Below are 19,400 nucleotides of genomic sequence, written 5' to 3' on the forward strand. Positions count from 1 at the left end.
GGCACTCCCGCAGGCGCGCGAGGGAGTCCACAGCATGTCGGCCAGTCGCTACACCTATCTCGGTCCCGCGGGCACCTTCACCGAGGCCGCGCTGCGCACCCTCCCCGAGGCGGCGACCCGGGAGCTGGTGCCGATGGTGTCGGTGCCGGCCGCGCTGGACGCGGTGCGGGCCGGCGAGGCCGCGGCGGCGCTGGTGCCGATCGAGAACTCCGTCGAGGGCGGGGTGACCACCACCCTCGACGAACTGGCCTCCGGCGAACCGCTGATGATCTACCGCGAGGTGCTGCTGCCGATCGCCTTCGCGCTCCTGGTGCGCCCTGGCACGGAGCTGACCGACGTGAAGACGGTGACCGGGCACCCGGTCGCCCAGCCCCAGGTCCGCAAGTGGCTGGCCACCCAACTCCCGGACGCGGTCTGGGAGTCGGCGGCCTCCAACGCCGACGGTGCCCGGCTGGTCCAGGAGGGCCGCTACGACGGCGCCTTCGCCGGTGAGTTCGCGGCGACGACATACGGCCTCGCCCCGCTGGTCACCGACATCCACGACGCGCAGAACGCCGCCACCCGCTTCGTCCTGGTCGGCCGCCCGGCCCGGCCCGCCGCGCCCACCGGCGCGGACAAGACCTCGGTGGTGCTGTGGCTGGCCGCCGACCACCCCGGTGCGCTGCTGGAGCTGCTCCAGGAGTACGCGGTCCGCGGGGTCAACATGATGCGGATCGAGTCCCGGCCGACGGGCGAGGGCATCGGCCGCTACTGCTTCTCGGTGGACTGCGAGGGCCATGTCACCGATCGCCGGGTGGGCGAGGTGCTGATGGGCCTCAAGCGGGTCTGCCGCGATGTGCGGTTCCTCGGCTCGTATCCGCGGGCGGACGAGGTGAGCGCGAACGTGCGGCCGCAGGTGACCGACGCGGCGTTCACCGACGCCTCGGACTGGCTGGCCCGCTGCCTGGACGGGCGGGGCTGAGCACACCACCGCCCGCTCCCTGCGGGTTACAGGCTGTGACCTGCGCCTTCAGCGGGGCCGGAAGGACCGGTCCGCGGCGCCGTCCGACGGCCGCTCCGGTTGTCCACAAAGTTATCCACAGGCTCGCTTCTCGACCTGTGGGTAAGTCGACATGCGAGTCGGACAGAGTCGACATATCCCTCTAGTGACCCCACACCCGTCCACAGTCCCACACAGGGGATCGCCCCGGACCTCGTCAGCACAATTCCAGCAATCAATCCTTTAGGGCGAGGTAATCCCACACGAAAGAGTGCGTGAACAAGGTTTGGGCCGAGAATCCATAGGTGACCATTTCGGGCACAGAATGATCAATTCCGGCTTCCACAGATCTCACGCACAGCCTGTGGATAAGAATCCCCAACCCCCTCCCCCTGTGGACAACCCGGGGGACAACCTGGGTATGACCCCGTGGGCGCACCCCCGGCCGCCGGGAATCCATCGCCACGAATGCCCCCTTTCACACCTTGGGCGAGGAAATCCGCAGGGCCTCACTATGCGTCACGACGGCCGCCTGGAAAGAGTTCCGACGGGTCGGAAAACGCGATTCCCCGCAATGGAATAAATAACCCCAAAACGGGCAAATGGGTGCGCCCGTGAATATCACGTCGAGTGCCGGCTGCCGTCCCCGGTAGCCTGGTGGGGTGATTGACCTTCGCCTGCTTCGTGAGGACCCCGACCGTGTGCGCGCCTCCCAGCGCGCCCGTGGAGAGGACGTCGCGCTCGTCGACGCACTCCTCTCCGCCGACGAGCGGCGCAGGTCGTCCGGCGTCCGCTTCGACGAGCTGCGCTCCGAGCAGAAGGCGCTCGGCAAGCTCATCCCCAAGGCCAGCGGCGACGAGAAGGCCGAGCTGCTGAAGAAGGCCGGCGAGCTGGCCGCCGCCGTCAAGGCCGCCGACGCCGCGCAGGACGAGGCCAACGACGAGACCCAGGCACTGCTGCTCAAGCTCGGCAACCTCGTCCACCCCGACGTCCCCGTGGGCGGCGAGGAGGACTTCACGGTCCTGGAGACGCACGGCACCGTCCGCGACTTCGCCGCCGAGGGCTTCGCGCCCAAGGACCACCTGGAGATCGGCGAGCTGCTCGGCGCCATCGACGTCGAGCGCGGCGCCAAGGTCTCCGGCTCGCGCTTCTACTACCTCACCGGCGTCGGCGCCCTGCTGGAGCTCGCGCTGGTCAACGCCGCGATCGCGCAGGCCACCGAGGCCGGCTTCACGCCGATGCTGACCCCCGCCCTGGTGCGCCCGCGCGCCATGGAGGGCACCGGCTTCCTCGGCCAGGCCGCCGAGAACGTCTACCACCTGGAGCGCGACGACTTCTATCTGGTCGGCACCTCCGAGGTCCCGCTCGCCGCGTACCACATGGACGAGATCGTCGACGCCGAGCAACTGCCGCTGCGCTACGCCGGGTTCTCGCCGTGCTTCCGCCGCGAGGCCGGCACCTACGGCAAGGACACCCGGGGCATCTTCCGGGTTCACCAGTTCGACAAGGTGGAGATGTTCTCCTACGTCGCGCCGGAGGACGCCGAGGCGGAGCACCGGCGGCTGCTGGACTGGGAGAAGCAGTGGCTGACCAGCCTGGAGCTGCCGTTCCAGGTGATCGACGTCGCCACCGGTGACCTGGGCGCCTCCGCCTCCCGCAAGTTCGACTGCGAGGCGTGGATCCCGACCCAGGGCAAGTACCGCGAGCTGACCTCGGCGTCCAACTGCAACGAGTTCCAGGCGCGCCGGCTCTCGGTCCGGATGCGCGAGACCGTCGACGGCAAGCCGAAGGTCAAGCCGCTGGCGACGCTGAACGGCACGCTCTGCGCCGTCCCGCGCACCATCGTGGCGATCTTCGAGAACCACCAGCGGCCGGACGGCTCGGTCCACGTCCCCCAGGCGCTCCGCCCGTACCTGGGCGGCCGTGAGGTGCTGGAGCCCGTCGCCAAGTGAGTTCCCCCACCCCGGCGGGTTCGCCGCTGCCGTACAAGCTCATCGCGACGGACCTCGACGGGACGCTGCTGCGTCACGACGAGTCCGTCTCCGAGCGCACCCGCCGGGCGCTCGCCGTGGCCACCGCGGCGGGCGCGGCGCACATCGTCGTCACCGGCCGGGCGGTGCCCTGGACCCGGCACATCCTCGACGCCCTCGACTACCAGGGCCTGGCGGTGTGCGGGCAGGGCGCGCAGGTCTACCACGCCGGCGAGCGGCGGCTGTTGACGTCGGTGACGCTCGACCGCCAGCTGGCCGGCCTCGCGCTGTCCAAGATCGAGGCCGAGGTCGGGCCGCTCCACCTGGCGGCGAGCCGGGACGGCCTGGCCGGCGAGGTGCTGGTCGGCCCGGGCTACCAGGTCCAGGAGGGCCCGCTGCCCAACGTCCCGATCGACGACCCGGGCGAGCTGTGGTCCGCCCCGCTCAACAAGGTCTACATACAGCACCCGACGCTGGACGACGACGCGCTGGCGCGGGCCGCCCGCCAGGTCGCCGGGGACCTGGTCGGCGTCATGGTCGCCGGGCCCCGCGTCGTCGAACTGCTGCCGCTGGGCCTGACCAAGGCCACCGGGCTGTCGCTGGCCGCCCGCCGGCTGGGCATCACCGCCAAGGAGACCCTGGCGTTCGGCGACATGCCCAACGACGTCCCGATGTTCGCCTGGGCCGCGCACGGCGTGGCGATGGCGGGCGCCCACGACGAGCTCAAGGCCGTCGCCGACGAGATCACCGCCTCCAACGAGGACGACGGCGTCGCGGTGGTGCTGGAGCGGCTCTACTCCTGAGGCCCCCCGGGCGGCGGCCCCGGATAGTCGGCACCGCCGCCCTCCCCCGGGCTCTCGACTCCGCCCGCGGCGCCGTCGGTGCGGGGACCGGCGTCCTGCTCCCACCCCTCGACGCGCGCCGCCGGGGTCAGCGGCCAGCACGCGAACCCCATCGACAGCGCTATGGCGTGCCCGAAGTCCGTGAAGGTCGCGCCGGTCACCAGCGGCACCCCGAAGAAGACCAGCACGCCGACGAGGTAGCCGTAGCGCCACGGCGGCGGCAGCCGGTAGGTCAGCACCCCGGCCGCGGCGGCCAGTCCGTAGGAGACGCCGATGTCCACGACGTGGGTCATCGAGCGCGGCAGCCGGTGGCCCTCGATGGCGAGCAGCACCAGTTCCTGGCTGGCCAGGGTGGCCGCGACGTGCGCCGCGCCGACCGTCAGCAACCAGCGCCAACTCCCCATCCACCGCTCGACGTTGGCGTGCACCAGCTCGAACATCGCCGCGTAGAGCAGGAACGACCCCGGCTTCTCGATCCAGAAACCGCTGATCAGCAGCGAGGTCAGCGGATGCTCGTTCAGCTCGTGGATGTTGCTGCTGTTGCGGTGCAGCAGGAACTGCTCCAGCCCCTCGGAGGCCGAGGCGATCACCAGGCTGGTGATGCCGATGATCAGCAGCCAGATGTGGGTGCCGGGCGTGGACCGGACCCAGTCCCACACCCAGGTCCTCGCCCGGCCGGCCAGGGCCCGGGGCGACGGTGGTTTCATCGGCGGCTCCTCGGAGCGGCGGGGGAGAACGCGAGATACGGGCCCGGCCCCTTGAGGTGCCGGATACGGGGCGAGCTCTCCATCGTCCGCACGCCCGGCAGCGCCGCGACCCGGGTCGTCAGATAGGTGTAGAGCGCGCTGGTGTCCCGGCACAGGACGGACGCGAAGAGGTTGTTCGGCCCGGTGGTGGCGCCGGCGAAGGCGACCTCCGGGTGCGTGGCCAACGCCTCGCCGGTGGCGGCGAGTTCGGCCGGCTCGACGGACAGCCACAGCGCCACCATCACCCCGTACCCGAACAGCCGCAGATCGTAGTCGACGTCGTAATACAGCACGCCGTCCGCGCGCAGCGCCGCCAGCCGGCGGCGGACGGTGGTGGGCGACCAGCCGGTGACCGCGGCGAGTTCGTCGAGCGGGGCCCGGCCGTCCCGGCCTAGCGCCTCGAACAGCCGCCGGTCGGCGTCGGAGAGCACCACCGGGAGTGGGGGTGCCCCCTGCGAATGGGGGTCCCCCCTGCTCGAACGCAGCTGAGAGCTTGGGGGAGGAGTTGAGGGCTTGGGGGACGGCCGCCGGGGCGGAGGCGGGCTCAGCCGGGCGGTCTCCTCGGCGGTCAGCGCGCCGGACTTGCTGACCATGCTCTGCGGGCCGCCGTAGAACTCGTGCAGCAGGCAGTGCGCGGCCACCCCGACCACGCTCGGGGTGCGCGGCAGCTTCTGGAGCAGCAGCGCGTCGCTGTGCTCGCTGCTCCCCGAGCGGCAGACCGCGGCGATCTCGGTGCCGCCGGACATCAGGCTGACCCAGGAGGTGTCCGGGCGGCGGGCCAGCGCCTCGGCGACCGGCAGCGCGGCGTCCGGCGCGCACTGCACCCGCACCAGCCACTCCACCTCGCCCAGCGCCCGCGGCTCGGCCAGTCCCAGCACCCGGAACGCGCCGGAGCCGCGGTGCCGGGTGTAGCGGCGGGCCACCGTCTGGTCGGAGACGCCGAGGACCGCGGCGATCCGGCTGAAGGGGGCCCGGCCGTCGGTCTGCAGGGCGTGGATCAGCCGCCGGTCGAATTCGTCGAAGAGCGCGGGCCGGCCCGTGGTTCCGTCGGTTTTCACCGTTGGAGGCTAACCCGTGTCGGAATCCGCCGCCGGGAGCGCCGTGACTGGGGGAACGGGCGGGGTGCGACGCAGAGTGGGCCGTCGGCCGGGCGCCCTGCCCGGACCCCACACCGGAGCACCACCCAACGGAGGACTTGATCATGCGGTACGCACCGGGCAACGCTCCCGGCGGGGGCGGCGGCCGTAGTGCCACAGGCACCGGGCGCGGCAAGTGGTGGCCCCTGGTCGCCATCACACTCGGCAACTTCATGCTGCTCGTCGACGTGACGATCGTGAACACCGCGCTGCCCCGGATAGCCGACGGCCTCGGCGCCTCCTTCACCTCGCTCCAGTGGGTGATGGACGGCTATGCGCTGGCGCTGGCCGCGCTCCTGATGGTGGCGGGCTCGGCGGCCGACCTCTATGGCCGGCGCCGCCTCTACGTCGCCGGGCTGGCGGTCTTCGCGCTCGCCTCGCTGGCCTGCGGGCTGGCCCCCGGCGCGGAGCTGCTGGTCGCCGCCCGGGTCGTCCAGGGCATCGGCGCCGCGGCGATGTTCGCCACCAACACCCCGCTGCTGATGGCCGCCTACCAGGGCCGGGACCGCGGGGTGGCGTTCGGCGTCTGGGGCGGCACCAGCGGCGCGGCGGCGGCCGTCGGCCCGGTCCTGGGCGGAATGCTCACCGAGTGGACCGACTGGCGGGCGATCTTCCTGGTCAACCTGCCGCTGACCGCCGTCGCGGTCTGGCTGACCCTGCGGTACGTGGGCGAGTCCTACGGCGACCTCGGTGCGCGGATCGACTGGCCGGGCGCGGCGTCCTTCACGGTGTGCGCGGGCACGCTGACGTACGGGCTGATGCGCGGCGGCGAACACGGCTGGACCGAGACCGGGACGCTGGCCGCGCTGGCGGTCGCCGTCCTCGCCCTGCTGGTGTTCGCGGTCGCCGAGCGGCGCGCCGCGCACCCGCTGCTGGACCTGCGGCTGCTGCGCCGCCCGTCGTTCGCGGTGCTGATGGCGGCGGCGCTGCTGATGCAGGCGGCGGCCTTCCCCTACCTGACGTTCGTGGGCCTGTGGGCGCAGGACATCCTCGGTCTGAGCCCGATCGGGGCGGGCCTGGCGGTGACCCCGTTGGCGCTGATGTCCCTGCTGGTCGGTGTGCTGGGCGGCCGGGCGCTGCAGCGGATGGCGCCGCAACTCCCGCTCGGCATCGGCCTGTTGCTGATCGGCGCGGGCAGCCTGCTGCACGTCGTACTGCTCGGCTCCGGCGCGAGCTGGCCCGCGCTGGTGCCGGGCCTGGCGGTGAGCGGACTCGGCGTCGGCGCGGCGATGCCGGTGCTGGTGTCGGCGGCGCTCGGCGCGGCCCCGCCGCAGCGGGCCGGAATGGCGAGCGGGGCGGTGAACACCTTCCGGCAGCTGGGGTTCGCGTTCGGGATCGCGGTCCTGGGGACGGTGTTCGGCACCGCGCTGCGGGACTCCGGGGCGCGCGCCGGCGGCCGGGACGCGCTCGCCGCCGGCTACCTCTCCGGGCTGCGGGAGATCACCCTGATCTCCGGTCTGGTGGCGCTGGCCACCGGTCTGCTGGTGCTCGCGGTGGTCCGGCGCGCGCCGGGGTCGGACGGCGGACGGCCGGGAGCGGCGGACGGCGCGGACGCCGGGCCCGCCGACGCCCGGCCGCGGGCCCAGGCGCCGGCGGGGGCCTGACGCCGGCGGTACCCGCGGCCCCCGCGGACGGGGCCGTGCGGGCAGCATCGCGAGAGGGCGGGTCGGCACCCGGAACCGCACGGCCGTCCACGGTTCCGGGTTGCCGCCCTTGGGCCCTGGAACGATCGTCCCGGGGCGGCACACCCAAGTCAATCCTCGGGTTTCCTTGCAAACTCCTTAGCCACAACTTGGGTTGGCGGGCGACGGCACCGTAGCGTGACGGGGTGACTCTCGACGATCTGCGCGCCTTCGTGGCGGTCTGCGAGGCGGGCAGCCTCAGCGCCGTCGCCCGCGACCTCGGCTGCACCCAGTCCGCCGTCAGCCAACGCGTCAAACGCCTCGAACGAGAGGCGGGCGTCGACCTGTTGGAGCGCCGGCCGCGCGGCGTGGCACCGACCGCCGCCGGCCGGATCCTGCACCGCGCCGCCGCCGACGGCCTGGGCGGACTGGACCTGGCCCTGCGCCGGCTGGCCGACCTGCGGCGGGGCGACGGCGGGACGGTCCGGGTCACCACCGGCGCCACCACCGTCCGGCACTTCATGTCCGACGCGGTGGTCGCCTTCCGGGACCGTCACCCGCACGTCAACCTGGAGTTCCACACCGAGAGTTCCAGCCGCCGCTGCTTCGAGGCGGTCGCGGACGGCGACTCCGAACTGGCCTGGATCACCATCGGCCCGCCCGTGCGGGGCATCGAACAACACCCGGTGATCGGCCTGCCGTGGGTGCTCGCGGTCCGGGCGGGCGATCCGCTCGCCGCCCGCGACCGCATCGAACCGGACGAACTGGCCGGCCTCCGCCTCATCCGGCTGCCGGAGAACTCCACGTCCCGTATGCGCCTCGACGGACACCTCGGCCATCGGGACGGCGCCCCGGCACCGGATCCCGCGGTGCCCGGCCCCAGCGCCACCAGCGTCGCCGACTGGGACACCGCGCTGCTCCTCGCCGAACTCGGCGTCGGCCCCGCCGTCGTCCCCCGCCTCCCCGGCCACCGGGCCACCGCCGACCACCCCGGCCTGCGGCTGGTGCCGGTCCCGGCGCTGCCGCCGCTGACGACCGGCTGGGCGGTGCGGCAGTGGGCCGCGCTCAGCCCCGCGGCCGTGGAGTTCGCCGAGACGGTGAACCGGCATCTGGTGGGCGGGACTTCGGCCGCCGCGACCGGGCGCCGGAACCCGGCCGCGGCGCTCGGCAGCACCCTCCCCGGGCCTCGTCCTCAGGCCCGGACGACCGGTTCCTGAATCTCGGTGACCCACTTCTCCTTGTCGTCCGGGCACTCCAGATACAGCTCGCGGGCATACCCGGCCGAGCGGTAACCGTTGGTGTCCATCCAGTGCGCGAGGTGCTGCGCGGTCGGCACGATCCGGCTCATCGGGCCGTGGTGGACGACGGTCGCGGCGAGGTCGAGCCCCGGCAGCGTGACGGCGTCGAAGCCGAGCCCGGTGGCCGGCGCCGCGGCGGAGACGGAAGCAGGGGCGGCGGGGGCCGCGGGCTCGACTCCCTTCCGCCGCAGGGCCCTTGTCAGCTCCTCCGGCGCGATCACGATGCCGGCGTGCACCACGACCGCGTCCCCGGCGCCCGCCCCCTCGGCGCCGGCGGCCTCCGGCGCGGCCTCGTAGTACTTCCCCAAGCTCTTAAGGAGCAGGGGAGACCCCATCGGCCCGGCCCGGCCGGGGTCACCCCCGCCTCCGCCAGCCGGCGGACCAGCTCCTCGTAGAGCGGTGTGATGACCGGTCCGATGTCCTCGGGACCGTAGCCGGCGGCGATCCCGCTCAGCTCCGCGAGCAGGACCGGCTCCGTGCTCTTGAGCACCACGTCGTCGGCGGACATGCTTCCCTCACTCTCGATCGTCCGGAGCCTCGCCTCGACCTGGGCCAGCCGCGCCTCGGTGGCGGCCCGCGCGGCGGCCAGCTCCGCCTGCCGCAGGCGCAGCATGCCGCGCAGCTCCGCCACGTCCACCTGCTCGTCCAGGATGGCCGCCACCTGGTGGAGGCTGAATCCGAGGTCCTTGAGCGCGATGACGCGGTTGAGCCGGGCGAGTTGGGCCGCCGCGTAGAAGCGGTAGCCGGTGACGGGGTCGGTACGGGCGGGCCGCAGCAGTCCGAACGCGTCGTAGTGACGCAGCATGCGGGCCGAGACACGGCCGTACCGGGCGAAGTCTCCGATGGTGAACATGACGCCTTCCAGTGGAGTGGTTTCCACAGTGTCAAGGTCAAGGACGGCCGCAACCCCACGGGGGACGTAGCGGACGCGGTCACGGTCCGTTGCCCGCCCGGGACCGCTCCGCGACCGGAATGCGCCACTCGACGACGCGCTCCGGCCAGCGGCGGCATCATCGCGTCAAGTCCGGTCCGCAAAACGTCAACGAAGCGTCATGGAGCGGAGGGAAGCCCCCGGAGCCGGGCATAGCGTCTGTGCCGAGCCCCGGCGCACGCCTAGTCCATCGGTCCGGGGCCGCCGTCCCGTCGAGGAGCAACGCCGTGTCCCACCATCTCCACGCGGAAGACCCCGAGCCTGCTGATCGTGTCCCGGCCGGGCCTCTCTTCGTCCCCGTCCGGCCGGGCCCCGCGGGCTGCACCGCCCGCCTGTTCCGCACCCCGCTCGGCGGCCGCACGGCCGTCGGCTTCACCTCACCGCAGCGGCTGGCCGAGGTTCTCGGCGGCGGCCAGCCCTGGGTGCGGCTCTCCGAGTCCGCGCTGCGCGCGCTGGCCGAGCCGGTCGGCGCGACCACCGTGACTGTCGATCCGCGCTTCGCCCCCGAGGCTCCCCGCGAGCCCCGCCGCACCCCCGACGCCGCCCGTGACCCGCGGTTCGCGCCCGGCGTCGTGCGCACCACCCGTGACCCGCTGATCGGCCGCGACGCTCCCCGTGAGCCGCTTTTCACCCCCGACGTCCGCCGCGAACCACGGCTCGCCCCGGGAGTTCCCCGCGCCTCCCGCAGCAGCCACCTCCGCCCGGCCGTCTGAGGAAGGGGCACCCCACCATGACCCACACCACGCTGCCCCGGACCACCCGGACCACGACGCCGCCCGCACCACGGACGACCGGGACCCGACCGTCCCCCGCGCCGTCGGCGGCGACCCCCGACCAGGGCCCGGACCCGCTCGACATCTGGCCCGCGTCCACCGTGCCGCTCCCCGGCGAGGACCTCGCCGTCGGCGGCGTCCCGCTGACCGAACTCGCCGAGCGCTTCGGCACCCCCGCCTACGTCCTGGACGAGGACGAGGTGCGCCGCCGCTGCCGCACCTACCTCCGCGCCTTTCCCGACGCCGACGTCTACTACGCGGCCAAGGCGTTCCTGTGCCGCGCCATGGCGCACTGGGTCGCGGAGGAGGGCCTGGGCCTCGACGTCTGCTCCGCCGGCGAACTGGAACTCGCCGTCACCACCGGCTTCCCGCCCGAGCGGATCGTGCTGCACGGCAACGCCAAGAGCCCGGCCGACCTGCAGGCCGCGCTCCGGCTCGGCGTCGGCCGGATCGTCATCGACAGCACCTCCGAGATCGCCCGGCTGGCCGCCGCGGTCCCGGCCGGCAGCCGGCAGAAGGTGCTGATCCGGGTCGTCCCGGGGATCGCCGCCGGCGGGCACGCCAAGATCCGCACCGGTACCGACGACCAGAAGTTCGGGCTGTCCCTCGCCGACGGTTCCGCGCAGCACGCCATCACCCGCGTACTGGGCCAGCAGCGCCTCGAACTCGTCGGCCTGCACTGCCACTTGGGCTCCCAGATCACCGCCGTCAAGCCCTACCTCTCGGCGGTGCGGCGACTGGTCGGCCTGCTGGCCCGCGTCCACGAACAGCACGGGATCACCCTCCCCGAACTGGACCTGGGCGGCGGCCACGGCGTCGCCTACCGGCCGGGCGAGCCCGCCCTCGACATCACCGGACTCGCCGCCAAGATCCGCGCCGAACTGGCCGGCGGCTGTGCGGCGGCCGGCCTCCCGGTGCCGCGGCTGGCCGTCGAGCCGGGCCGCGCCATCGCCGGCCCGTCCGGCGTCGTCCTCTACCGGGTGCTCTCCGTCAAGCGCACCGGCGTCCACACCTTCGTGGCGGTGGACGGCGGGATGAGCGACAACCCGCGGCCGGCGCTGTACGGGGTGCGCTACGCGCCCCGGCTGGTCGGGCGCCACTCGACCGTCGCGACCGAGCCGGTGACCGTCGTCGGCCGGCACTGCGAGGCCGGCGACATCCTCGCCTCCGACGTCCAACTGCCCGGCGACATCCGCCCCGGCGACCTCGTCGCCGTCCCGGTGGCCGGCGCGTACCACCTGTCGATGGCCTCCGGCTACAACCTCGTCGGCCGCCCGCCGGTCGTCGCGGTCACATCGGGCCACGCCCGGCTCCTGGTCCGCCGGGAATCCCTGGCCGACATCCAGGAACGCGACATCGGCCTGTGAGGGGCTGAGGGGGCGGGGGCCGGCCGGTTCGGGGCAGGGGCTGGGGCTGGGGCCGGTTCGGTGCGGGGCCGGTTCGGGCTCGGGTCCCGGCCTCGGCCTCTGCCCCGGCCTCTGCCCTGGGGCCGAGGTCGCGGGCCTCCGGGGTGGGGCGGCTGCCTGCGGGTGGGGCTGCCTGCGGGTGGGGCTGCCCGTGAGTGGGCGGCTGCCCGTTCCTGCCGCTGGCCCGACGCCTCCTCTTCCGACGCCTTCTCTTCCGACGCCTTCTCTTCCGACATCTTCTCTTCCGACGCCTTCGCGTCTCGCCGTAGGGCCCCGCACGGTCCGGTGTGGGACCCTACGCCGGCCCTTTTAGCTGCACCGTGAAACAATCGGTTGTAGGATGACTGGGCAACCGGGCAAACACGCGCGGGCGGAACCAACAGGAACGGGCACGGGACCACGGCGATGACGCTCAAGGCAGCAGGACGGCAATCCCTCGTCGACACGGTCGTCGAGGCCCTCCGCTCCCAGCTGGCCGCCGGTGAGTGGCAGGTCGGCACCCGCATCCCCACCGAGCACGCCCTCGCCGAACAGCTCCAGGTCGGCCGCAACACCATCCGCGAAGCGGTACGCGTCCTCGTCCACGCCGGGATGCTGCGCTCGCGCCAGGGCGAGGGCACCTTCGTCGTCTCCACCGCGGACCCGGCCGAGATCATGCGCGGCATCCAACGGGCCGGCATCCGGGACGTCCTGGAACTGCGCATCGCCCTGGAGGCGGAGGCCGCCCGGCTGGCCGCACTCCGCCACGAGCCCGCCGACCTGGAACGCATGCGGGCGGCCCTGGACGCGCAGGTCGAGCTGGAGGACGCCGAGGGCCGGCCGCACTCCGGAAGCCTGGAGCTCTACGCCGACCACGACATCGCCTTCCACAAGGCCGTCGTCGAGGCCGCGCACAACACCGCGCTGACGGCGACCTACGGCTGGTTCAGCAGCTCCGTACGGGAGGCGCTGGTCACCGCCCTCGACGACCAGGCGATGCCGAAGGTCGTGCACGGCGACCACCGCGCCGTCCTGGACGCGATCGCCCACGGCGACCCGGACGCCGCCGAACGCGCCACCCGCGCCCTCCTGGAGAAGCCCAAACGGGCCGTCGAGGCCCTCCTCGCCGGCGACTGACACCCGAGCCCGGCCTTTCTCCGCCTTCTCCGGCCCTCTCCCGCCTGTTCCGGCCCTCTCACCCCGCTCTCCCTCTCCCTCTCCCTCTCCCTCTCCCTTTCCGTTTCCTTCCCCTCCCCCGTACGAAGTGCACGATTGGCCAGGTACGCACGCATGTCAGGGACCGACTCGACCACCCCGGTCGACCTCATCGACGCCGAGGAAGACCTCATCCCGGCCCCGCAGGTGGCCACCGCCCGGCGCCGGCTGCGGACCCATCCCGCCCTCCTCCTCGCCGGCATCGTGCTCGCCGCGGTGAACATGCGCGCGGCGCTCGCCGGGGTCTCGCCGCTGCTCAGCGAGATGGCGCAGCACTTCCATCTGGCCGCCACCGCCAGCAGCCTGGTGACCACCATCCCGCTCGTCTTCATGGGCCTGGGGTCGATCATCGCGCCGCGGGTGGCGCGCCGTTGGGGCACCGAGGCGGCGCTGTGCGGTGCGTTGATCGCGCTGTGCGGCGGCATCGTGCTGCGGATCGCACCGCCGGTCGCCGCGCTGTTCGCCGGCTGCGCGGTGGTGGGCGCGTCGATAGCCCTGCTCAACGTGCTGATGCCGGGCCTGATCAAGCGGGACTTCCCGGAGCGGGCGGCCAGCATGACGGCGCTCTACTCGACCGCGATGATCCTGGGCGCGACCGTCTCGGCCGCCTCCGCCGTCCCCTTGGAGAACGCGCTCGGCAGTTGGCAGGGCTCCCTGGTCTCCTGGTCGCTGCTGGCCGCCGTCGCCGCCCTCGTCTGGCTCCCGCAGGTCGTGATCGCCCGCCGGGGGACGCACCACGGCGAGGCCGCGGCGACGCCCGCCCACACCACCGGGCGCGGCCCGACGCTGACCCGCTCCCCGCTCGCCTGGCAGGTGACGCTGTTCATGGGCTCGCAGTCGCTGATCGCGTACGTGATCATCGCCTGGATGCCGACGATCTTCACCGACCACGGCATGGGCAAGAGCGAGGCGGGGCTGGTCTTCGCCTTCAGCACGCTGGTGCAGATGGTCGGTTCGTTCGTGGTGCCGATGCTCGCCGGTCGGATGCGCCGTCAGCGGCTGCTGGGCGTGGCGGTCTCCGCCCTGATGGCCTGCGGTGTCACGGGGTTGCTGATCGCGCCGGTGGCCGGTGCCTGGCTGTGGGCGGCGATCCTCGGCGTCGGCCAGGGCGGCGCCCTCGGCCTGGCCCTGACGATGATGGTGCTGCGGTCCGGCGACGCGCACACCGCGGCCCGGCTCTCCGGCATGTCCCAGACCGGCGGCTACCTCCTCGCCGCCGTCGGCCCGCTGGCCCTGGGCGCCGTCCACCAGGCCACCGCCGGCTGGACCGTGCCGCTCGTCCTGCTCCTCGCCGTCTGCGCCGGCCTCGCCCTCCTGGGCCTGGGCGCCGGCCGCGACCGCCGCATCGGGGAGACCCTGGCCGGCTGACGGCGACTGCTGACGGGGCGGGCGACGGGGCGGGCGACGGGCCCCGCGGTCGGACCTCGACAGTCGGACCCGGCGGTCGGGGCCAGGTAGTCGGGGCCGCCACCGCCGCACGCCCCGGCCGCCCCACCAACGGGCTAGCCGCACACCCGCAACACGCCGCACGCCCTGCCGACCCGCGCGCGAGCGCCGGGACCGGTCGGGTGGGCGGGCGCCGCCCACTCCGGCCCCGCCACCAGCCATGATCCACCGTGATCCGGTGCGACGGGATGGCCCCACATCGCATCCGGCTGCCCTACCGTGCCCCCATGAGCGATGTTCAGCACGCCGGTCGCCGGCCCGGACCGCGGTTCTCCCGCGTCGGCTGGCTCATCCTTGTCGCCGTCCTGTGTGTCGTGGTCATCCTCGCCGTGCTGTTCGTGCCACGGCTGCTGCGCGAGCGGCAGTACGGGCAGCTCACGGTCCCGGAGGGGCAGCGGGCCTCCCAGATCTACGCTGCCGTCGACCAGGCCCTGAAGGTGCCCGAGGGGACCACCGCACAGGCCGCCAGGACCACGCACCTCGGCCTGCCCGCCGCGGCGAAGGGCAACCCCGAGGGCTACCTCTTCCCGGCGACCTATCCCCTCCGCGAGGACACCACCCCGGCGTCGCTGCTCTCGTACATGGTCAAGACCGCCGACCAGCGGCTCACCGCCGACCGCATCACCTCCTACCGCACCGTGGTGATCGCCAGCATCGTGCAGGCCGAGGCGGACCGGCCGGCCGACATGGGCAAGGTCGCCCGGGTCATCGACAACCGGCTCGCCAAGAACATGCCGCTGCAGATGGACTCGACGATCAACTACGCGCTCGGCCGCAGCACGCTCCGCACCAGCCACGCCGACATCCGTACCAACAGCCCCTACAACACCTACAAGTTCGAGGGCCTGCCGCCGACCCCGATCGACAACCCGGGCGCCGACGCCCTGAAGGCGGCGGCCGCACCGCCCGCGGGTGACTGGCTCTACTTCGTCACCGTCAAACCGGGCGACACCCGCTTCACCGCCGACTACCAGGAGCACCAGCGGAACGTGCGGGAGTTCAACGAGGCGCAGAAGAACTCCGCGGCCGGCGCCTCCCCTTCCAGCGGCCCCGCTCCGAGTGGCTCCACTTCGGGTGGCCCGACTTCGGGTGCGTCCGCTTCGGGTGGCTCCGCCGCCGGTGGCTCCGCCAACAGTGCCGCCACCGGCGGATAGCCCCCGCCCCGCCCCGCCCCACCGCGCCCCCGGCCGACTGCTTCTCCCGGCCACCGGGGGGGGGACGGCCGTCCCCCCCCCCGGTGGCCGGAGCCGCCTACTCCTCCCCGGCCAGCGTCAGCGCCTTCAGCCGGCGCCCGGCGTACCAGGTCGCCAGTGCGGTGACGGCCACCAGCAGGCAGAGCGCGAGCGGCAGTTGGACCGCGGAGTTCAGCGCCCCCTCGGCGCCCACCTTCTGCCCCACCGCGAGCGCCCACTGCTGAACGCTGAGGGTCCGCGCCCCGGGGACGATGTTCCCCACGAACGCCTCCCAGACCAGGGCGTAGACCAGGCCGAAGACCACGGCGTGCCGGGTGACCGTGCCGAACAGCAGGAACAGGGCGCTGTAGGCGACCGAGGCGACGGCGGCCGCCACCGCGTACGCCACGGCTATCTGCTGGCTGTTGCCGTTGAGGATGAACCCGGCCACCAGGACCGGTATCGCCGAGAACGCCGCGGTCACGCCGATCGAGACCAGCAGCTTGGTGAAGATGATCGTCGAGCGGCGGACCGGCTTGGCCAGGAGGTAGATCACCGAGCCGTCGTCGATCTCCGGGCCGATCGCGCCCGTCCCCGCGATCACGCCGATCAGCGGGACCATCGTGCCCAGCGCGAACCCGCCCAGGATGCCGCCGGCCGTGGCGTCGTCGGCGCCGGTCAGCGTCCGGACGATCACCGCGATCGCCACCAGGAGGGCGGGCAGCGCGAAGAGGATCAGCGCCCGGCGCCGGCCGAGCAGCGCCCGGTAGGTGAGCCGGGCGACGGTCGGGTGGAAGAGCGTGGCCTTGGGCGCGGCGGCGGGCGCCGGCGGGGCCACGGGAGAGGTCGTGGACATGCTGCCTCAGGGCTCCTTTCTGGCCTCAGGCCGCTACGAGGTACGAGAAGACGGATTCCAACGACTCGTCGGAGGGCGAGACCGTCAGCAGGCGGATGCCGTGGTCGCGGGCGACCCGCGGCAGCAGTTCGGTGAACCGGCCGAAGTCGACGGCCTGGATGCGCAGAGCGCCCTCGACGACGTCCACCTCGATGCCGGCCGTCGACGGGTCGGTTATCAGCGCCCCGGCCAGCGCCCGGTCGTCGTCGGACCGGACGAGATAGCGGTGCGGGCGGTCGGTCATCAACCGACGGATCTTGCGGAAGTCGCCGGAGGCGGCATGCCGGCCGGCCACCACCACCTCGATGTGCGAGGCCAGTTGCTCGACCTCTTCGAGGATGTGCGAGGAGAACAGCACCGTGCGCCCCTCGTCCCCCATCCGCCGCAGCAGTTCCATCAGCTGCATCCGCTGCCGCGGGTCCATGCCGTTGAACGGCTCGTCGAGCAGCAGCACCGACGGGTCGTGGACCAGCGCCGAGGCCATCTTCACCCGCTGCCGCATGCCCTTGCTGTACGTCGAGATCTTGCGGTCCTGGGCGTACTCCATCTCGACCGTGGCCAGCGCCCGGGCCGCCGCGGCCCGGCCGAGACCGTGCAACTCGGCGTTGGCGAGCACGAATTCACGGCCGGTGAGGAAGTCGTACATCGCCTCGCGCTCCGGGACGAGGCCGATGTGGCGGTAGCTCGCCGCGTTGCGCCAGATCGTCGTGCCGTCGAGGGTGACGGTGCCGTTGGAGGGCGCGAGGAAGCCGCCCATCATGTTGATGAGGGTGGACTTGCCGGCGCCGTTGGGACCGAGCAGGCCGGTGACGCCGGGGGCGATGGTCATGGTGATGTCGTTGACGGCGACGACGTTCCCGAACCAGCGCGAGACATGGTCGATGCGAAGAGTGCTCATGGGCGCAGCCCATTCCTTGAGGGGTGGTGGGTGGCGGGAGACGGCGACGGGAAGGGGCGGCGCGCGGCGCTTCGTGCCGGGCGGGCGGTCACAGCCCGGCCTTCCGGTAGCGGCGCATCAGCAGGCCGTAGCAGCCGGCGATGACGAGCAGCGAGACGAGGAGGTAGACGAATCCGGCGCCGGTGGTGGGCGCCAGCCCGTTGGGGAAGGAACTGGTGCCGCCCAGGAACGTGGCCTGCACCCCGTCGACGAGGGTGATGGGCGAGAACAGCCCCAGCCAACCGACGGCCGATTCGCTGCCCTGGAGGCTGGCGATGCCCTGGATGGCACTGACCGCGCCGTACGGAATGGTCAGCACGGCGATCACGGCGGCGACCCCGAAGCCGCGACGCGGGGTGAGCGCCGAGACGACCAGTCCTATCCCGGCGAACAGCACCGAGAGCAGCGCGACACAGACCAGTCCCTGCCCGAACCCCTTGGTCTGGTCGACGAAGTCCAACTTCCCCAGCAGCGCCCCCACATAGAGGATCACCAGCGGGGCGGCGGTCAGGATGAACAGCGCGCTCGCCATCGCCGCGAACTTCGCCACGACGTAGTCGACCCGCTCGATCGGCCGGGAGAAATACAGCGGGATGGTCTTGAAACGCAGGTCGCGGGAGACGGACTGCGGGGCCTGGGACGCCAGGTACAGGCCGATGACGGCCTGGAGGTAGATGGCGTACCGGGTGTAGCCGATCGGGAGGCTGCTGGCCTTGGTGAACATCGTCACCGCGACCATGATCCCGGCGGGCATGCACATCACCGCGAAGAGCAGCATCGGCAGCACCTTGCTCTTCGCCGACCGCCCGAGGCCGTACGCGCCGCGCAGGCTCTGCGAGAACAGCGACCGCCGGGCGTAGGCGCGGCCCAACCGAGGGCCGTCGTAGTGGCGGTAGCCGATGTTGTGGATGTAAGCGCCACCCGGCGTCGTTTCCGTACTCATCCTGCGTTCCCTCCGCCCACGGTGGTGGGGCGATCGGTGTTCTGCCCGGTCGTCGCGGCCCTCTCCGCCGGTGCGCCGCCGGTCTGCGCCGGTGCACCGACCGCCGCCTGTGCGTCGGCGTCGCGGAACACTTCGGCGATCTGATGCCGCCGCTGCTCCATCCGCACCAGGCCGAGCCCGAGCCCGGCGACGGTGTCGCGCACCAGGTCGTACGTCGCGTCCCCGGTCGCCTCGACGAAGAGGACGTGCCCGGGGGAGGCCAGCCCCTCGGCGCCGGGTGCGCCGGTGGTCACCGCTGCGCCGGCCGCGGCCAGCGCGGCGCGCAGCGCTCCGGTGCCGTCCGGATGGGCGTCGGTGTCGGTGACCTCCACCGCCAGCGAGGTGGTGACCTTGGTGAACTCCGTGGTGGAGGACGAGCGCAGCAGCTTGCCGCCGTTGACCACGACGACGTGGTCGCAGGTGCGCTCCAGCTCCCCCAGGAGGTGGGAGGTGACCAGGACCGAGATCCCGAAGTCGGTGTGGACGCGCCGGATCAGGCCGAGCATCTCGTCCCGGCCGACCGGGTCCAGGCCGTTGGTGGGCTCGTCCAGGAACACCAGCTGGGGATCGTGCACCAACGCCTGGGCCAGCTTCACCCGCTGCTTCATGCCGGTGGAGTAGCCGCCGATGGGGCGGTACCGCTCCTCGTAGAGCCCGACGTGGCGCAGGGTGTCGGCGGTGCGCTCCCGGGCGGCGGTCGGCGGCAGGCCGGCCATCCGCGCCATGTGCACCACGAACTCGGTGGCGGAGACGTCGGGCGGCAGGCAGTCGTGCTCGGGCATATAGCCGACCCGCTCACGAATGGTGCTGCCGTCCTTGGTCACGTCCAGTCCGAGGACGTGGGCGGTCCCCTCGGTGGCCGGAGCCAGGCCGAGCAGGATCTTGATCAGGGTCGACTTTCCGGCGCCGTTGGCACCCACCAGGCCCGTTACGCCGGGGGCGATGTCAACGGAGAGCCGGTCCAGGGCGGTCACCCTCGGGTACCGCTTGGTCAGACTTTCGGTCACGATCACAGTCACGTGTTCGAAGGTAGTGGCGCCGGGCACCCCCGTCGTCAACCCCAGCGGTGGT

16 protein-coding genes and 1 pseudogene are annotated in these 19,400 nt (G+C 72.9%); 10 read left to right on the forward strand and 7 right to left on the reverse strand.

Annotated elements, in window-relative coordinates:
- The first annotated feature begins 34 nt into the window (after positions 1–34).
- The 3 genes from pheA (at position 35) to SNOUR_RS19640 (ending at position 3,752) form a co-directional block, all read left to right on the forward strand.
- Positions 35–961: a prephenate dehydratase gene (pheA, locus tag SNOUR_RS19630; protein ID WP_067348919.1), complete on the forward strand. Its 927-nt coding sequence runs from the start codon at positions 35–37 to the stop codon at positions 959–961.
- Positions 962–1,641: 680 nt separating this feature from the next.
- Positions 1,642–2,931, forward strand: coding sequence for a serine--tRNA ligase (serS, locus tag SNOUR_RS19635; RefSeq protein ID WP_039634559.1), 1,290 nt, complete (start codon positions 1,642–1,644; stop codon positions 2,929–2,931).
- Positions 2,928–3,752: an HAD family hydrolase gene (locus SNOUR_RS19640; RefSeq protein ID WP_067348921.1), complete on the forward strand. Its 825-nt coding sequence runs from the start codon at positions 2,928–2,930 to the stop codon at positions 3,750–3,752. The genes serS and SNOUR_RS19640 overlap by 4 nt, the downstream gene beginning before the upstream one ends.
- Here the strand turns inward: SNOUR_RS19640 and SNOUR_RS19645 are convergent.
- Positions 3,743–4,498, reverse strand: coding sequence for a rhomboid-like protein (locus SNOUR_RS19645; protein WP_067348923.1), 756 nt, complete (start codon positions 4,496–4,498; stop codon positions 3,743–3,745). The two genes, SNOUR_RS19640 and SNOUR_RS19645, sit on opposite strands and share 10 nt — an antisense overlap.
- On the reverse strand, positions 4,495–5,595 hold the full coding sequence (locus SNOUR_RS19650) for an Lrp/AsnC family transcriptional regulator (protein ID WP_067348926.1): 1,101 nt from the start codon (positions 5,593–5,595) through the stop codon (positions 4,495–4,497). The genes SNOUR_RS19645 and SNOUR_RS19650 overlap by 4 nt, the downstream gene beginning before the upstream one ends.
- 143 nt (positions 5,596–5,738) lie before the next feature.
- Here SNOUR_RS19650 and SNOUR_RS19655 point away from each other — a divergent pair, with 143 nt between their 5' ends.
- Both SNOUR_RS19655 and SNOUR_RS19660 read left to right on the forward strand, forming a co-directional pair.
- Positions 5,739–7,277, forward strand: coding sequence for an MFS transporter (locus tag SNOUR_RS19655; protein WP_067348929.1), 1,539 nt, complete (start codon positions 5,739–5,741; stop codon positions 7,275–7,277).
- 224 nt (positions 7,278–7,501) lie between these two features.
- Positions 7,502–8,512: a LysR family transcriptional regulator gene (locus SNOUR_RS19660; RefSeq protein ID WP_067348931.1), complete on the forward strand. Its 1,011-nt coding sequence runs from the start codon at positions 7,502–7,504 to the stop codon at positions 8,510–8,512.
- Here the strand turns inward: SNOUR_RS19660 and SNOUR_RS19665 are convergent.
- Positions 8,488–9,446: pseudogene (locus SNOUR_RS19665) on the reverse strand (MerR family transcriptional regulator). The gene SNOUR_RS19660 and the pseudogene SNOUR_RS19665 sit on opposite strands and share 25 nt — an antisense overlap.
- 305 nt (positions 9,447–9,751) lie before the next feature.
- Between SNOUR_RS19665 and SNOUR_RS19670 the strand changes: the two are divergent.
- The 5 genes from SNOUR_RS19670 to mltG all read left to right on the forward strand — a co-directional run bounded on the left by SNOUR_RS19670 (position 9,752) and on the right by mltG (position 15,497).
- Positions 9,752–10,237 (forward strand): SAV_915 family protein, encoded by a 486-nt coding sequence (locus SNOUR_RS19670; RefSeq protein WP_067348934.1) that lies wholly within the window; start codon positions 9,752–9,754, stop codon positions 10,235–10,237.
- A gap of 17 nt (positions 10,238–10,254) precedes the next feature.
- A complete protein-coding gene (lysA, locus tag SNOUR_RS19675) occupies positions 10,255–11,664 on the forward strand; it encodes a diaminopimelate decarboxylase (protein WP_312632824.1) in 1,410 nt (469 codons plus the stop codon).
- Positions 11,665–12,108: 444 nt separating this feature from the next.
- Positions 12,109–12,819, forward strand: a complete 711-nt coding sequence (locus SNOUR_RS19680; RefSeq protein ID WP_067348937.1) for a FadR/GntR family transcriptional regulator — start codon at positions 12,109–12,111, stop codon at positions 12,817–12,819.
- A 153-nt stretch (positions 12,820–12,972) separates the two neighbouring features.
- Positions 12,973–14,265 (forward strand): CynX/NimT family MFS transporter, encoded by a 1,293-nt coding sequence (locus SNOUR_RS19685; protein ID WP_067348938.1) that lies wholly within the window; start codon positions 12,973–12,975, stop codon positions 14,263–14,265.
- Between the two features lie 305 nt (positions 14,266–14,570).
- Positions 14,571–15,497, forward strand: a complete 927-nt coding sequence (mltG, locus tag SNOUR_RS19690) for an endolytic transglycosylase MltG (protein WP_079143482.1) — start codon at positions 14,571–14,573, stop codon at positions 15,495–15,497.
- 97 nt (positions 15,498–15,594) lie between these two features.
- On the opposite strand, the gene SNOUR_RS19695 is transcribed toward mltG, so the two are convergent.
- From SNOUR_RS19695 to SNOUR_RS19710, 4 genes are all read right to left on the reverse strand, one after another.
- Positions 15,595–16,371, reverse strand: a complete 777-nt coding sequence (locus tag SNOUR_RS19695) for an ABC transporter permease subunit (RefSeq protein WP_067348941.1) — start codon at positions 16,369–16,371, stop codon at positions 15,595–15,597.
- A 25-nt stretch (positions 16,372–16,396) separates the two neighbouring features.
- Positions 16,397–17,308: an ABC transporter ATP-binding protein gene (locus tag SNOUR_RS19700; protein ID WP_067348944.1), complete on the reverse strand. Its 912-nt coding sequence runs from the start codon at positions 17,306–17,308 to the stop codon at positions 16,397–16,399.
- A gap of 88 nt (positions 17,309–17,396) precedes the next feature.
- On the reverse strand, positions 17,397–18,290 hold the full coding sequence (locus SNOUR_RS19705; RefSeq protein WP_067348947.1) for an ABC transporter permease: 894 nt from the start codon (positions 18,288–18,290) through the stop codon (positions 17,397–17,399).
- Positions 18,287–19,348: an ABC transporter ATP-binding protein gene (locus tag SNOUR_RS19710; protein WP_167739057.1), complete on the reverse strand. Its 1,062-nt coding sequence runs from the start codon at positions 19,346–19,348 to the stop codon at positions 18,287–18,289. The genes SNOUR_RS19705 and SNOUR_RS19710 overlap by 4 nt, the downstream gene beginning before the upstream one ends.
- Between the last annotated feature and the right edge of the window lie 52 nt (positions 19,349–19,400).

The sequence above is a fragment of the Streptomyces noursei ATCC 11455 genome (assembly GCF_001704275.1).
GTDB classification, from domain to species: Bacteria; Actinomycetota; Actinomycetes; order Streptomycetales; family Streptomycetaceae; genus Streptomyces; species Streptomyces noursei.